Source organism: Pseudonocardia alni, assembly GCF_002813375.1.
GTDB classification, from domain to species: Bacteria; Actinomycetota; Actinomycetes; order Mycobacteriales; family Pseudonocardiaceae; genus Pseudonocardia; species Pseudonocardia alni.
The window spans coordinates 1,405,260-1,419,335 of the sequence record NZ_PHUJ01000003.1; the positions used below are offsets into that span (position 1 = coordinate 1,405,260).

General features: G+C 74.7%; 13 protein-coding genes and 1 pseudogene. 5 read left to right on the forward strand and 9 right to left on the reverse strand.

Going from position 1 to position 14,076, the window contains the following annotated elements; genetic code table 11:
• Nucleotides 1–21: 21 nt before the first annotated feature.
• The gene (locus ATL51_RS29835; protein ID WP_392567395.1) at nt 22–897 is read right to left on the reverse strand and encodes an alpha/beta hydrolase; all 876 of its coding nucleotides are present in this window, start codon (nt 895–897) and stop codon (nt 22–24) included.
• 138 nt (nt 898–1,035) lie between these two features.
• A pseudogene (locus ATL51_RS29840) lies at nt 1,036–1,755 on the reverse strand (DUF1275 family protein); the annotation flags it as partial.
• Here ATL51_RS29840 and ATL51_RS28645 point away from each other — a divergent pair.
• Entirely contained in the window at nt 1,645–2,139 is a 495-nt protein-coding gene (locus tag ATL51_RS28645; protein ID WP_167409973.1) for a hypothetical protein, read from the forward strand. The pseudogene ATL51_RS29840 and the gene ATL51_RS28645 sit on opposite strands and share 111 nt — an antisense overlap.
• Nucleotides 2,140–2,229: 90 nt before the next feature.
• On the opposite strand, the gene ATL51_RS07375 is transcribed toward ATL51_RS28645, so the two are convergent.
• Both ATL51_RS07375 and ATL51_RS07380 read right to left on the reverse strand, forming a co-directional pair.
• The gene (locus ATL51_RS07375; protein WP_100880546.1) at nt 2,230–2,721 is read right to left on the reverse strand and encodes a Dps family protein; all 492 of its coding nucleotides are present in this window, start codon (nt 2,719–2,721) and stop codon (nt 2,230–2,232) included.
• Nucleotides 2,722–2,848: 127 nt separating this feature from the next.
• Nucleotides 2,849–3,268, reverse strand: coding sequence for a universal stress protein (locus ATL51_RS07380; RefSeq protein WP_073574428.1), 420 nt, complete (start codon nt 3,266–3,268; stop codon nt 2,849–2,851).
• 150 nt (nt 3,269–3,418) lie between these two features.
• Between ATL51_RS07380 and ATL51_RS07385 the strand changes: the two genes are divergently transcribed.
• The 3 genes from ATL51_RS07385 to ATL51_RS07395 are packed head-to-tail and all read left to right on the forward strand — an operon-like array spanning nt 3,419 to nt 6,466.
• A complete protein-coding gene (locus tag ATL51_RS07385; RefSeq protein ID WP_073574237.1) occupies nt 3,419–4,417 on the forward strand; it encodes a Bug family tripartite tricarboxylate transporter substrate binding protein in 999 nt (332 codons plus the stop codon).
• Nucleotides 4,414–4,956: a tripartite tricarboxylate transporter TctB family protein gene (locus ATL51_RS07390; RefSeq protein WP_073574238.1), complete on the forward strand. Its 543-nt coding sequence runs from the start codon at nt 4,414–4,416 to the stop codon at nt 4,954–4,956. The genes ATL51_RS07385 and ATL51_RS07390 overlap by 4 nt, the downstream gene beginning before the upstream one ends.
• 4 nt (nt 4,957–4,960) lie before the next feature.
• Nucleotides 4,961–6,466 carry a tripartite tricarboxylate transporter permease gene (locus ATL51_RS07395; protein ID WP_100878121.1) on the forward strand — a complete coding sequence of 502 codons (1,506 nt, stop codon included), beginning with the start codon at nt 4,961–4,963 and terminating at the stop codon, nt 6,464–6,466.
• On the opposite strand, the gene ATL51_RS07400 is transcribed toward ATL51_RS07395, so the two are convergent.
• The 5 genes from ATL51_RS07400 to ATL51_RS07420 all read right to left on the reverse strand — a co-directional run bounded on the left by ATL51_RS07400 (nt 6,467) and on the right by ATL51_RS07420 (nt 12,095).
• The gene (locus tag ATL51_RS07400; RefSeq protein ID WP_100878122.1) at nt 6,467–7,510 is read right to left on the reverse strand and encodes an LLM class flavin-dependent oxidoreductase; all 1,044 of its coding nucleotides are present in this window, start codon (nt 7,508–7,510) and stop codon (nt 6,467–6,469) included.
• Nucleotides 7,507–8,397 carry an SCO6745 family protein gene (locus ATL51_RS07405; RefSeq protein ID WP_301548930.1) on the reverse strand — a complete coding sequence of 297 codons (891 nt, stop codon included), beginning with the start codon at nt 8,395–8,397 and terminating at the stop codon, nt 7,507–7,509. The genes ATL51_RS07400 and ATL51_RS07405 overlap by 4 nt, the downstream gene beginning before the upstream one ends.
• 55 nt (nt 8,398–8,452) lie before the next feature.
• The gene (locus ATL51_RS07410; RefSeq protein WP_100880548.1) at nt 8,453–10,258 is read right to left on the reverse strand and encodes an NAD(P)/FAD-dependent oxidoreductase; all 1,806 of its coding nucleotides are present in this window, start codon (nt 10,256–10,258) and stop codon (nt 8,453–8,455) included.
• Nucleotides 10,259–10,415: 157 nt separating this feature from the next.
• Nucleotides 10,416–11,219: a DUF1684 domain-containing protein gene (locus ATL51_RS07415; RefSeq protein WP_100878123.1), complete on the reverse strand. Its 804-nt coding sequence runs from the start codon at nt 11,217–11,219 to the stop codon at nt 10,416–10,418.
• A gap of 48 nt (nt 11,220–11,267) precedes the next feature.
• Nucleotides 11,268–12,095: a hypothetical protein gene (locus tag ATL51_RS07420; RefSeq protein ID WP_139282695.1), complete on the reverse strand. Its 828-nt coding sequence runs from the start codon at nt 12,093–12,095 to the stop codon at nt 11,268–11,270.
• 100 nt (nt 12,096–12,195) lie between these two features.
• Between ATL51_RS07420 and ATL51_RS07425 the strand changes: the two genes are divergently transcribed.
• On the forward strand, nt 12,196–14,067 hold the full coding sequence (locus ATL51_RS07425) for a hypothetical protein (protein WP_157818262.1): 1,872 nt from the start codon (nt 12,196–12,198) through the stop codon (nt 14,065–14,067).
• Nucleotides 14,068–14,076: the final 9 nt, after the last annotated feature.

Genomic DNA, 14,076 nt, shown 5'->3' on the forward strand with positions numbered 1-14,076 from the left:
CCGGGGTGCGGGCGCACCGGGTCAGGCCAGGGCGGCGCGCAGGGCTGCTCCCGCCTCGTCGAGCAGGGCGCGGCTGTCGTCGACCGCGGCACCGAACTGCAGGAACCCGTGGATCATGCCCGGCGACTCGCGCAGTTCCGCCTTCACCCCCGCGGCGTTCAGCGCCGCGGCGTAGGCGGCGCCCTGGTCACGGAGCGGGTCGAACTCGGCGGTGACGACCAGCGCGGGCGGCAGCCCGGACAGGTCGGTGGTGCGGGCCGGGGACATGCGCGGGTCCAGGGCGTCCTGCTCGCCGGTGAGGTAGTGGCCCATGAACCACTCCATCCAGGCGACGGTCAGCAGCGGGCCCTGGGCGTTCTCGGTCATCGACGGGCTCTGGTCGGCGGCGTCGACGGCCGGGTAGACCAGCAGCTGGAACCGCAGGGCGGGGCCGTGGTCGCGGGCGTGCTGGGCGACGACGGCCGACAGGTTCCCGCCCGCGGAGTCGCCACCGACGGCGATGCGGGACGGGTCGCCGTCGAACTCCGCGGCGTGGGCGTGCACCCACTCCAGGGCGGCGACGGCGTCGTCGACGGCGGCCGGGAACCGGTGCTCGGGGGCGAGCCGGTAGTCGACCGCGACAACGACGGCGCCGGACCGGTTGGCCAGCGACCGGCAGACCGGGTCGTGGCTGTCGAGGTCGCCGATCACCCAGCCGCCGCCGTGGTAGAAGACCAGGACCGGGAACGGGCCGGTGCCCTCGGGCGTGTAGATGCGCACCGGTACGTCGCCGGCGCGGTCGTCGCGGACCGCCGCGACCGGCTCGGGCGGACCGGACACCGCGGCCATCTCCCGGATCATCGCGCGGTTCTGCGCGACGGTCATGGTCTCCGGCGGCGCCCCGCCCTGTTCGGCCATGAGGTTCAGGAGGGCTTCCACCTGCGGGTGCAGCGGCACGGTCGGTGCTCCTTCGACGTCGTCGTCCTGCGGGGCGGAGGGCCCCACCGGATCATCCTGCACCCGCCGGTCCCCGACGGCACGGACCACGACCGCGGCCGCGGCGAGCAGCGCCGCCAGCGCCGGGACGACGGCCGGCAGGTGCGCCAGCGCCAGCCCGCCGGCGACGGCGCCGAGCACGATCGCCCCGAGCTGGCGCAGCGCCGGCCACCGCCGCCCGTCGCCGGTGGCCAGGTCGGACACGGCGCCGGTCAGCGTGCCGGTCATGTAGGTCGTGGACTGTCCGAGCAGCTGCGCGACGCTGCTCTGCCCGCCCATCGCCAGTGCGGCGCCGGCGAGCAGCGGGAGCGTCGCGCCCGGGGCGAGCGGCCAGGCCACCGCGAGCACGACGAGCACCACCAGCTCGGCGACGAGCGGGACCGACACCGCCGTCGGCCACCGGCGTCGCAGCAGCGACCACAGCGCGACGCCGACGACGAACCCGGCCACCGCGACCGCAGGCGGCAACAGCCGGGCCGGCTCGGCGACGGCGAGGGCGTGCCCGGCCGTCACGAGGTTGCCGGTGACGACACCGGCGAACGCGCCGCCCAGTGCGACCACGGCCCAGACGTCCACCACCCCGGCGCACGCGGCCAGCAATGCGAGGACCACCGCACGGTTCACCGCGTGATCCTCCCGCGGCGGCGGCGCCGGTGGCACGCTGGGCGGGTGCAGCTGCGTGCGACCTCCACCCCGGCGGGCCTGCTCCGTGTGCGCTACGAGGTCACCGCCGACGGCCGGGCCGTCACCGGGTGGAGCGCGCGGGCCTGGCACTCCCACCGGGACCTCGTCATCGACGGACACCCCTACGCGCTGCGGTCGGAGGGGATCGCCCGGTTCGCGCTGGAGGGCGACGTCCGGGCGCACATCCAGCGATCGGTCGACCACCCGGACGGGCCGCTCTCCCGCCCGCGGTGGACCGTCGAGCTCGGCGACCTGACCTACCGGCTCACCGGTTCGGGGATCGGGCGCCGCTTCGCTCTGCTCACCACGGCCGACGCGGTCAACGAGGCCGGGCGGGTGTGGCGGACCGGCGGACTACGGCCGTCCTACGGTGCGGATCTTCCCGACGCCCTGCCCCTGCCGGTCGGGGTGTTCGTGCTCTGGGCGGCGATGGCGATCTGGCGGGCCACGGTCACCGCGGCCGCGACGGCGGTGCGCTGAGCCGGACCCCGGACACCACGGCCCCGCACACACGACGGCCCCGGACGTCGTGGTGGGGACGCCCGGGGCCGGTGGTCGTGCGGGTGCTGCTCAGACCTCGCCGCGGTAGCCGGCGGCCTGCGCCTGCCACATCCAGCGGGCCTCCTCCAGCGCGCGGCCCAGCTCGATGAGCAGGTCCTCGGTGAGCGGGTCGGCCTTGCCGGCCTGCTCGATGCGCGGACGCAGCCGGGCGACGGCGGCGTCGACGGTCGCCGAGATGGTGAGCACGGTGTCGGAGTCGGACACGTAGCCCGCCGGGTACTCGGGCAGCCCGGTGTCGCGGCCGACGGTCTTCGCGCGACCGTCGGGGGCGACGCCGATCGCGGCGGCCCGCTCGGCGACCGAGTCTCCGTGCTCGCGGGCCAGGTCGACGAGTTCGTCGAGGTGCAGGTGGATGTCGCGGAACTGCCTGCCGACGAGGTTCCAGTGCGCCTGCTTCGCGACCAGGGACAGGTCGACGAGGTCGACGAGGGTCTCCTGCAGCACGCCGCCGGTGATGTCGGTGGCGCCGCTGTCGAGCGGGCTGGTGATCGGGGTGGCCATGGTGCCCACCGCTCCTTCCGATGTCGGTTCGGGACGTACCGGGAGTGCCCCGCCCTCGGGACGCCCACACCCGTTCGTGATCCGTCCGACACCCGGTGAGGCGCGCCTGACCTGGGGAAAGCCGAGCCTACGAGCGCGCCGCGTGGGTGACGAGGACCGGGATCGGGGAGTCCAGGATGATCCGCTGCGCGGTGCTGCCGGTGAGCAGCTTGCCGACCGGGCTGCGCCGCCTCACCCCGACCACGAGCAGCTGCGCGTCCTCCTGCGCGGCCAGGTCGAGGATCGCCTCGGCGGGGTCGCCGCCGTCGTCGACGACGCGCACCGCGGTGGTCGGGTCGCCCTCGGCGCGCAGCCCGGCGAGCCGCGACCCGATGGTCACCTCGAGCGAGGCGTGGTCGTGGGTCCCGGTGCCGTCGGCGTCGAACAGCTCCTGGCGGCCGGTGGCCAGCACCGTCAGCGGGGCGCCCCGCAGCCGGGACTCGCGGACCGCCAGGTCCAGGGCGGCGTCGCCCTCGGGCGTCGGGCCGTAGGCCACACAGATCGTCATGTCGCTCCCCATCAGGCGTTCGCGGACGGGACGGAGACTAACCACGCCGAACGGACATACCGGAGAAAAGTTCGTTGTGGTCACAGAGATCGTAGAGTTTCCGATCCGGACCATGGAGGACGGAGCGGACGTGTGCCAACGTCTGCCCCCATGCCACGACGGCAGGTCATCGCAGCCCTGGGAATCGTCCTCGTCGCCGCACTCGCGGTGACCGCCTTCGCCGACGCCGCCCGGTCCGGGGAGGGACAGGCGGCGCGCTCCAACCTCACCCTCATCGCCCCCGCGGCCGCCGGTGGCGGCTGGGACCTCGTCGCCCGCGAGGCGCAGCAGGCCATGCGCACCGGGAACATCGTGAACACCGTGCAGGTGGTCAACATCCCCGGTGCCGCCGGGACCATCGGCCTCAACCAGCTCGCCGGTCTCGCCGGCGAGGAGACCACCATGATGGTCACCGGCACCGTCATGCTCGGCGGGATCAGCCAGTCCGGCAGCGCGATCGACCTGCAGGACACGACGCCGATCGCCCGGCTCGCGGAGGACTTCGAGGTCGTCGCGGTCCCGGCCGAGTCACCGTTCCGCACGCTCGACGACATGCTCACCGCCTGGGCCGCGAACCCGGCCGCGCTACCGATCGGCGGCGGCTCGGCGGGCGGTATCGACCACATGGTCGCCGCCCAGCTCGCGCAGGCCCGCGACATCCCCGTCGAGCGGATGGTCTACACCCCGCACCCCGGCGGCGGCGAACTCACGCTGAGCCTGCTGTCGACCGCGGCCGGCACCGTCGGCGTCGGGATCTCCGGCTACAACGACTTCCGCGACCTGGTGGAGTCCGGGCAGCTGCGGGTGCTGGCCGTCGTCGCGCCCGAACGCCTGCAGGGCGTCGACGCCCCGACCATGGACGAGCTGGGCATGCCCGAGGTCGACCTCGTCAACTGGCGCGGGCTCGTCGCCCCCGCCGGGATCACCCCCGAGGCCCGCGGGGAGCTGGAGCAGATCGCCCGCGAGATGGTCGGGACCGAGTCCTGGGGCGAGGCCGTGACCCGCAACCGCTGGGTGCGCAGCGAGACCTACGGCGAGGACTACGACCGCTATCTGGTCTCCGAACAGGCCCGCATCGACGACCTTCTGAAGGAGCTGGGGCTGGCATGAGCGGCCGTCCTGCACACCTGTCCCGGGGCGCGCTCGTCGTGCCCGCGATCCTCGCCGCGCTGGGGGTCTTCCTGACCTACGGCACGCTGACCATGCGGGTCGTCGGCGACGGCGGCCTGTTCGGCCCGACCACCATGCCGTGGATCGTCGCGATCCTGTGCTACGTGGTCGCGGCGCTGCTGGCGTTCGACATCCTGCGGCCACGGCCGGAGTTCGACGCCCCGGCCCCGGTCGCGGCGGCCACCGGTGACGGCGACGTCGAGGGCGCCGCAGGCGGGGACGCGCCGGCCGACACCGGGGTGAACGCCCCGGCCGTGCTGACCGCGGTCGGCGGCGTGGCCGCGTTCATCGTCGTCCTGCCCTACCTGGGGTGGATCCTGTCCGCGACCGGGCTGTTCGTCACCGTCGCCGCCGCCCTGGGCAACCGGCGCTGGCCCGCGATGGCGCTCGGCGGGCTCGCCGTGTCCTCGGCGGTCCAGGTCGTGTTCAGCATGCTGCTCGGGATCTCGCTGCCCGCCGGCTTCGTCGGAGGGTTGTAGACCCGTGGAACAACTGACCAACCTGCTCGGCGGCTTCGCCGACGTCCTCAGCCCCTCCGCGCTGCTGTTCGTGTTCCTCGGTGCGCTGATGGGCACCGCGGTCGGGGTCCTGCCGGGGCTGGGCTCGGCGATGGCCGTGGCGCTGCTGCTCCCACTCACCTTCGTCCTCGAACCGACCAGTGCGCTGATCATGTTCACCGGCATCTACTTCGGTGGCCTGTTCGGTGACTCCATCGCCGGGTTCCTCATGAACACCCCCGGCAACTCGACCGCCATCGCCAGCACCTTCGAGGGGCATCGGATGGCGCTGCGCGGCAAGGCCGCCCAGGCGCTGGCCACCGGCGCGATCGGCGCGTTCATCGGCGGCATGGTCGCCTCGGCGCTCGTCGTGTTCTTCGCCCCGACCCTCGCCCGGCTCGCCACCGGGTTCGGCCCCGCCGAGTTCCTCGCACTCGCCGTGTTCGCCTTCGTCGCGATCTCCGCCGTGGTCGCCGACTCCGCGATCCGCGGCGTCGCCGCGCTCGCGATCGGCCTGACCCTGGCCCTGGTCGGGATCGACCAGCCGACCGGCACACCCCGGTTCTCCTTCGGCTTCTCCCCGCTGCTCGACGGCGTCTCGATCGTCGTGATCACGGTGTCGCTGCTGGCGCTGGGCGAGGTGTTCAGTCAGGCAGCGAAGGTCGGCCGGGCCGAGGAGACCAGCGCCGTCATCCCGACCGGCCGGTGGTGGCTGTCGAAGGCCGAGTTCCGCCAGGCGCTGCCCGCGTGGCTGCGCGGCACGGCGATCGGCGTCCCGTTCGGTGTCATCCCGGCCGGTGGCGCCGAGGTGCCGACGTTCCTGGCCTACGGGACCGAGCGCAGGCTCGACCGGCGCAAGGCCGAGCCGACCTTCGGGAAGGGCGCCATCGAGGGCGTCGCGGCGCCGGAGGCCGCGGGCAACGCCACCGCGGGCACCGCGATGGGCGCGCTGCTCGCGCTCGGCCTGCCCACCTCCGCGACGGCGGCGATCCTGCTCGCCGCGTTCCAGCAGTACGGCCTGCAGCCGGGCCCGTTGCTGCTGGAGCGCTCCGGGGACATCGTGTGGGCACTGCTCGCCGGGTTCTTCCTGGCGATGATCGTGCTGCTGATCCTCAACCTGCCGTTCGCGCCGCTGTGGGCGCAGCTGCTGCGGGTCCCGAAGTCCTACCTGTACGCGGGCATCGCGGTGTTCGCCGCGTTCGGCGTGTACGCCTCCGGGGCGAGCCAGGTCGACCTGGTGATCATGCTGGTGGTGGGCGTGCTCGGGCTGGCGATGCGGCTCTACGACATCCCCGTCGCGCCGGTGCTGATCGCGGTGATCCTCGGGCCGCTGGCGGAGTACTCGCTGCGCGACGCGATGGGCAACTCCGACAACGACCCGGCGGTGCTGGTGTCGAGCCCGATCACCGTGGTGCTGTACCTGCTGCTGCTGGCCGGCCTGGTCTGGACGGCGTGGCGCCGGTTCGCCGAGAAGCGCGCCGCCGACGTGTGATCACCCCGCGGCGCGGGCCAGCTCCACGGCCCGCGCCAGCGTGGTGAGGCGTTCGTCGAGGGTCTCCCCCGCCGGGTAGAGCCGGACGGTGCCGACGCCGGCGGCGGCCCAGTCCCGCAACCGCGCGGCGACCCGTTCCTCGGTGCCGACCAGCGTCGTCCCCAGCACCATCTCGTCGGTGACCAGGGCCGCGGCGCCGGCCCGGTCCCCGCCCTGCCAGGCGGCGCGGACGGCGTCGGCCCGCTCGCCCCAGCCCTGGCGGCGGTAGGCGTCGAAGTAGAAGTTCCGCTCCGCGGTGCCCATCCCGCCGAGGCTGAACGCGATACCGGGGCGGCGGGCGTCGACCATCGCCGCCTGGTCGGCCTCGTCGGTGGCGAAGGCGACCTCGGCGCCCTGGCAGACCTCGATCGCGGACCGGTCCCGCCCGGCGGCGCGCAGACCGGTGTCGAGGTGGGCGAGGTAGGCGTCGGCACCCTCGGGGACGAAGCTCGTGCCCAGCCAGCCGTCGGCGACCCGCCCGGTGAGCTCCAGCATCCGCGGGGACAGCGCGGCGACGAACACCGGCAGGTCCGGCACCGGCGTGGTCGACAGCCGCATCGGGCGGCCCTGTCCGCCGGGCAGCGGGATCGCGACGGTCTCGCCGTCGTAGGCGATGCGCTCCCCCGCGCAGGCGGCCCGGACCACCTCGATCGTCTCGCGCAGCCGGGTGAGCGGGCGGGCGAACGGCACCCCGTGCAGGCCCTCGATGACCTGGGGGCCGGACGGGCCGAGCCCGAGCAGGAACCGTCCCTGCGACATGTCGTGCAGGGTCAGCGCGGCCTGGGCGATCGCGACCGGCGAGCGGGTGCCGACCTGGATCACCCCGGAACCGAGCCGGATGCGTCCGGTGCGGGCGGCGAGGTAGCCCAGCGCGGACGGCGCGTCGGACCCCCACGCCTCGGCGACCCAGCAGTCGTCGAGGCCCAGCTTCTCGGCCTCGACGACGAACTCGACGGTCTCGCGCCAGTCACCGCCGGAGGCCTCGACCGTCGTGGCGGTCCTCACCGGCCGTCCCGGACGAGCCCGACCGGGCCGTGTACGGGCACGTCCCCGGCGGCGAGCACCGCCGTGGCCATCGGCGCCAGCAGCGCGGCGAGCTCGGCGGTCCGTTCCGGGCCGAGTGCGCCCCACGGGCGGGCGGCGGCCCGGTCGGTGAGCCGTTCGATCTCGTCGTGCTCGTCGGCGCCGGCGGCGGTGAGCGCGCCGGTGGCGTCGACCCAGCCGCGGGCCCGCAGGTCCTCCGCGCCGGCCGCCCAGGCGTCCGGGTCGACGCCGCGGGCGGTGCGCAGCCACTCGCCGTCGGTCTCCCCGGCGGCGATCTTGAGGTGGTGCGCGGCGACCGGGCCGACACCCCGCGCGACCAGGACCGCGACGTGACCGTCCCCGCGGTGCTCGCGCAGCGTCGTCGTCGCCTGCCAGAGGGTCTCGAGGTCGCCGTCGGGGCGGGGCAGCGCGGCGTTCGCGGCGGCGAGGACGCGGCCGTCGACGTCGATCTCCCCGGCGGCGGCCCAGGCGAGCTCCGCGGCCCGGTGCAGCGCGGCCGGGTCGGCGGCCGGGCCGGCGCCGTCGAGCCCGGACCGGCGCAGCGCGGCGGCGGAACCGGCGAGCCGGGCCGCGAGCGCCCCGTCGGGGGACCCCGGCGACCAGACCCCGGGCAGCGCACGGGCGACCATCGACGGATGGAAGCCGTGGAACGCGGCCGTCACCGGGGCCGCGCCCACCGGCCCCAGCGGGGCGGCGCGCATCGCGAAGTAGCCGCGCCAGAACCCGCGGAACCCGGCCGCCTCGGCGGCCGCCCGCGCCTCGGGGGCGAAGTACACGACGTCGTGGACCGGTTCGAGCTCGGCCCACAGCGCCCGCGCGGTCTGCACCGCGATGTCGGGGACGGTCACCACCGCACCGTAGTGCGGCGGTGACCGTCCCGGACAGGTCTCTCCCGCTCGGCGGTCAGGAGAGGTGGTGGCGCTCCTGCAGCGCGTAGACGGGGGTGTCGATGCCCGCCTCACGCGCCTTGAGCTGCAACGCCAGGTACAGCGAGTAGAACCGGCTCTGGTGCAGGTTGCCGCCGTGGAACCACAGGTTCTGCTGCTGGGTGGGCTTCCACATGTTGCGCTGCTCGCCCTCCCAGGGACCGGGGTCCTTGGTCGTCTCCGAGCCCAGGCCCCACACCTTGCCCACCTTGTCCGCGACGTCCTGGCCGACGATGTCGGCGGCGAGGCCGTTCATCGACCGGTAGCCGGTCGCGAACACGACGAGGTCGGCGTCGAGCTCGGTGCCGTCGGCGAGCCGCACCCCCTTCTCGGTGAACTCCTGCATCTGCCCGCGGACCAGCTTCACCTTGCCGTCGGCGACGAGCTCGGCGGCACCGACGTCGATGTAGTAGCCCGAGCCTCGGCGCAGGTACTTCATGAACAGGCCGGAGTCGTCGTCGCCGAAGTCCAGCTCGAACCCGGCCTCCTCCAGCCGCCGGTAGTAGTCCGCGTCGACCTCGCGGGCCTTGTCGTAGGCGGGCTTCTGGAACGTGTGCATGATCCGGTACGGCAGCGACGCGAAGATCATGTCGGCGGTGTGGGTGTCGACGCCCGCCTTGACCGCGCGCTCGGAGTAGAGGTCCCCGAGGCCGTACTCCATCAGCGTGTCGGACTTGATGATGTGGGTGGACGAGCGCTGCACCATGGTGACGTCGGCGCCGACCTCCCACAGCGAACCGCAGATGTCGAACGCGGAGTTGTTCGACCCGATGACCACGACCTTCTTGCCCCGGTAGGCGTCCGGGCCGGGGTGCTGCGACGAGTGCTGCACCTCGCCCCGGAACTGCTCCCGGCCCGGGAAGTCGGGGATGTTCGGCTTGCCGGACACGCCGAGCGCGATCACGAGCTGGCGCGGGCGCAGGGTGATCTGCTCGCCCGCCTTGTCGACGACGACGTTCCATCGGCCGGACGCCTCGTCGAACTCGGCGCTGCGCGCGGTGGTGGAGCCCCAGTAGTTCAGCTCCATGATCCGCGTGTAGAACTCCAGCCAGTCGCCGATCTTGTCCTTCGGCGCGAACACCGGCCAGTTGTCCGGGAACTTCAGGTACGGCAGGTGGTCGTACCAGACCGGGTCGTGCAGGGCGAGGCTCTTGTAGCGCTTGCGCCACGAGTCGCCGGGCCGCTCGTTGCGCTCGACGATGATCGTGTCGACGCCGAGCTGGCGCAGCCGGGCGCCCAGCGCGATACCGCCCTGGCCGCCGCCGACGATCACGACCTCGGGGTCGCGGGTGCGCCCCAGCTCGGCCAGCTCGGCCTCGCGGCGCTCCTTCCAGGTGACCCGGTCCGGGTTGGCGCCGTGTTCGGTGCCGAACGGCCGGTTCTCCCCGCGGGGCTCCTCGTGCCCCTTCAGCTCGTCGAGGGTGGTGAGGAACGTCCAGGCCTTCCCGTCGACGAGGCGGGCATGCCCGGAGCCGCGCCCGACGGCGGTCTCGAAGGTGAACCACACGTCGGTGACACCGCCGGCCTCGGTCGGCTCCGCGGAGATCTCCCAGTGCGACGGGTCGGTCCCGTCGAGGGTGTTCTCGAGCAGGTCGCGGACGCCGTCGTGGTGCTCGACGGTCTTCAGGTTCCAGGTGAACGCGACCAGGTCGCGCCAGTAGCTCTCGTCGGCGAACAGCGCGACGGCGCGGTCGATGTCACGGGCGGACAGGGCGTCGGCGAAGGCGGTGAGCCAACCCTCCGCGGTCGTGCGTGCCGCCGTCTTCTCCTGCGTGGTGGTCACGGGCACCTCCTGCGAGCGGTTCGCCACGACCGGGGCGGCGCTCGCCGTCCTGCCGCGGTCGTCGGGGCAACGGAGGTGAGTGAACACCACCCGCGTGATCCACGACACCGGTTGCGGGGAGGTTGCAAACCCCCTCACCGCGGCAGGACCGGGGGCCTCACGCGAGGTCGGGCCGCAGCGGGCTCTTCTCCCCCGCCTCGACGGCCACCTCCAGGGTGTTCCCGGCGGGCGGCAGCGGGCAGGTGGCGTGGGCGGTGAACGCGCACGGCAGGTTCACCACCCGGTTCAGGTCCACCGCCAGCGTCCCGTCCGGCGCCGGGTCGTCGGTACGCAGGATGCGGCCGCCGCCGTAGGTGGTGTCCCTGGAGGTGGCGTCGCGGAAGTGCAGCGACAGGCCGCCCTCCTTCCCGGCCAGCGCCACGAGCCGCTGCGGAGCACCGGCCCAGGTGAACGCGACCTCGCCGACCGCGGTCGGGAAGTGCTGCAGCCCGGCGACGACGGCGTCGACCGTCACCGTCCGCGGCGCGTCGTAGGGCGTGAACACGGCGTCGACGACGGCGGCCGGGTCGTAGGGCCAGGCGGGTACCCCGGTGAACGCGGTCCGGGTGCGGGCCTGCGGGTCGCGCACGCGCAGCGCCCACGCGTCGGTGCGCCGCGCGATCTCGACCACCCGCTCCCCCACCGTGACCATCACGCCGGGGGCGCCGTCGACGGGCCGGACGTGCGCGGTGCCGTCGAGCGGGCCGGTCGCGCCGGGCAGCACGACCCCGTCGTCCGCGACGGCGGTGACCGCGACCTCGTCGGGACCCGCGGCGCGCCAGGTCCCGGGCAGCCCGGGGACGGCACCGTCACCGTCGTCGAGCCAGTGCAGCGCGGTCAGGGACAACCAGCCGTGCGGCTCGCGGAGGGTCTGCTCGCGCGCGGCGCGCCACGCGTCGTGGGCGGTGAGGGTGCTCGTCATGTGGGGGCAACACCACAGCCGGGCGGAGGTGTTCCCCGGGGCCGCGGCTCAGTGCACGCGGCGGCGGACCGACTCCGGGTCCGGGCGGGTCAGCGCGACCACCCCGCCGAGCGCGACGAGGACCCCGGCCAGCGCCGCCCCCTCCCAGCCGGGCCGGATCCGGTCGCCGAGCAGCGCGATCCCGACGAGACCGGGCACGACCACCTCGGTCACCGACAGCACCGCCGTCGCCGGGCCGACGGCGCCGTCCTGCAGGGCGCGGGCGAAGGCCAGCACCCCGAGCACCCCCATCGCGACGACGCCGTACACCAGCGGGTCGAGCAGCAGGTTGCCCGCGGTCTCCCACCGGAGCGGGCCGGGGTGGATCGCGCGGACGGCCAGCGCGGTCCCGCCGAAGCCCAGCCCGGCCAGCAGCGCCAGCAGCATCGGCCGTCCGGCCCGCCACACGAACGGCGCGGCGGCCAGGATCAGCACGAACGACACCAGCAGGACCGGGGTGGCCACCGGGGGCAGCGCGTCCGGGCGGTCCGGCTCGGCGCTCGCGGCGACCACGACCAGCCCGGTCAGCACCGCGGCGACCGCCCACCGGTCGCGCCGGATGAGGTTCCACGGGTTCCAGCCGTGGTCGGCCAGCGTGGTCAGCGCGATCGCGCCCGCCAGGATCGACTGCACCGCGAAGACCGGCAGGTACCGCAGCGCGACGACGGTGAGCACCCAGGCCACGACGTCGGCGAGCAACCCGGCCAGGAACCACGGCTGCAGCCACACCGGGCGCCCGTACTTCGCCAGCCTGCTGCCGCGGGCCTCCCAGAGGGCGGCGACGGTGTTGCCGACCATCGCGGTCCCGGCGATCAGCAGGGCGAACAGTGTGGTCATGTCCGGGCCCATCCTGCCCGCCCGCGGCACGACCTGCTCCGGACACGCCGATCGGCGCCCGCGGGTGTGGTGGCCGGTGCCGGGCGTGCACACTCGGCCCATGCGCATGCGGTTCGGCCCGGACTCCGACGACGAGTTCCACGCGGCCGCCCAGGAACTGCTCGACGGGTTCGCGGCGTGGCTGACCGAGAACGAGGTGGTCGCCGAACCGATGTCGGCGGAGCTGCTGCTGCAGTACAAGTGGCTCGCCGGCGACGGCGACCTCGCCGACTGGCCGCTGGAGCACGTCGAGACCTTCCTCGACGGCTGGTGCCCGCACATCGTGCTGGAGCACCGGCTGCCGGTGCGGCTGGTGCCCGCCAGCGTCGCCGCGTTCGTGGAGTACCTCGACGAGCGCGGGCTGCTCGCCCCGGGCTCGCCGCGGCCGTCGCAGGTGCGGCGGCTGTGCGGCGAGTACGTCGAGGAGTACGACGAGCTGGAGGCCGGGGCCGGGTCGCCGCTGCTCACCGAGCTGGGCGACGACCCGGACCCGGTGCGGATCCCCTCGCCCGCCGACCGGGCGGCGTCCGCGGCGCAGGCCCGGATCCTGCACGACGCGCGGGCGCTGGCCGGCTGGTGCGGCCCGCGCGGCCGGTCCCTGACCGCGACGGGCAACCTGCGCCTCGCCGACGCCCGCGAGCTGGTCGGTCTGCTCGGCACCGGCGACGAGCCGGACCGTGTCGTCCGCCTCGACCGTTCGACCCGGCTGCGGACCCTGACCTGGGTGCTGGAGACGAGTGTGCGCGCCGGCGCGGTCCGGCGGGAGTCGGGGCGGCTGGTGGCGGTGCCGCGCTTCGCCGGGCTGGACGACACCTCCGCCCACGAGGACCTGGTGCTCGCCGCCCGCGAGGTGGGCGCGCTGTCGACGGGCTGGCCGCACGTCGCCGCCGAGGACACCGCGGACCCGGACCTGCCCGTCCGGGAGGCCGCGCCGACCCCGGTCGACGACACCGCACCCGACGCGGACGTGGTGTTCACCGGTGAGATCGACGACGAGGCGATCGAGGCGCTGTTGCGCGCCGAGGAGGGTCCGCCCTCGGAGGACGCGACCCCGGCCCTGCTGTTCCTGCTGCGCCACGTCGACGACGGCGTCGACCACGACGACCTGCGCCACGCCCTGGACGTGCTGCTCGACTGGACCGAGGACGCCGACGGGGACGCCGACGTCGCCTCGCTCCGGACCGCGACGCTGCTGGAGCAGCTGGAGCGGCTCGGGTTGGTCGAATGGGCCGGGTCGCGCCACGAGCCCGACGGGGCGGAGGAGGTCCGGGTCGGCGGCATCGTGCAGCTCACCCCGGGCGGGGTCGCGTGCGCGCTGCTGCTGCTCGCCGCGGAGGACCTGCACTACCCGACCCGGCCGGACCCGGCGGTCGCCTCGGCCGCGGAGATCGTCGAGCTGGCCGGGGAGGTCCCGCCCGACGAATGGCGCCGCGACATCGATGTCTGGCACGCCGCGCAGCCCGATCCGGCGCGGGCGGTGGCCGAGTTCGTGGCGGCGGCGCTCGCGCCGGGCCAGCCCCTGCTCGTCGCCCTCACCGCGACCGGCGTGGCTGCGGACCGCTTCGGCGCCGAGGCCGTCGACACCCTGCTGCACGACCACCTCGACGGCCCGCACCGCGGCATGGTGGCGCGCCGGCTGGTCGCGCGCGGCGAGCTCGACGCCGACGCCGTCGAGCCGGAGCTGCTCCTCACCGCCTCGATCGACGTGCTGGCCGTCGCGCTGGACACCGTCGACGCCGAGGACTGGCCGGACGCGTTCGCCGCCGAGTTCCCGCCCGAGACCCTCGAGGTGTTCGACGCCGTGTGGCAGCTGGACCACCCGCGGCTCGGCGAGGTGCTGGCCGCGCTCGGCGAGCACCACCCGGACGCCGCGGTGGCCAAGGCCGCACGCCGGGCCCGGGAACGCTGGCGCAGCCGGACCGGGGGCGCCTGAGCCGTCGGG

Coding starts and splice junctions, on each gene's coding strand:
- ATL51_RS29835 (WP_392567395.1), bottom strand. CDS start 897: ATGGCCGAACAGGGCGGGGCGCCGCCGGAGACCATGACCGTCGCGCAG.
- ATL51_RS07375 (WP_100880546.1), bottom strand. CDS start 2,721: ATGGCCACCCCGATCACCAGCCCGCTCGACAGCGGCGCCACCGACATC.
- ATL51_RS07380 (WP_073574428.1), bottom strand. CDS start 3,268: ATGACGATCTGTGTGGCCTACGGCCCGACGCCCGAGGGCGACGCCGCC.
- ATL51_RS07385 (WP_073574237.1), top strand. CDS start 3,419: ATGCCACGACGGCAGGTCATCGCAGCCCTGGGAATCGTCCTCGTCGCC.
- ATL51_RS07390 (WP_073574238.1), top strand. CDS start 4,414: ATGAGCGGCCGTCCTGCACACCTGTCCCGGGGCGCGCTCGTCGTGCCC.
- ATL51_RS07415 (WP_100878123.1), bottom strand. CDS start 11,219: ATGACGAGCACCCTCACCGCCCACGACGCGTGGCGCGCCGCGCGCGAG.
- ATL51_RS07420 (WP_139282695.1), bottom strand. CDS start 12,095: ATGACCACACTGTTCGCCCTGCTGATCGCCGGGACCGCGATGGTCGGC.
- ATL51_RS07425 (WP_157818262.1), top strand. CDS start 12,196: ATGCGCATGCGGTTCGGCCCGGACTCCGACGACGAGTTCCACGCGGCC.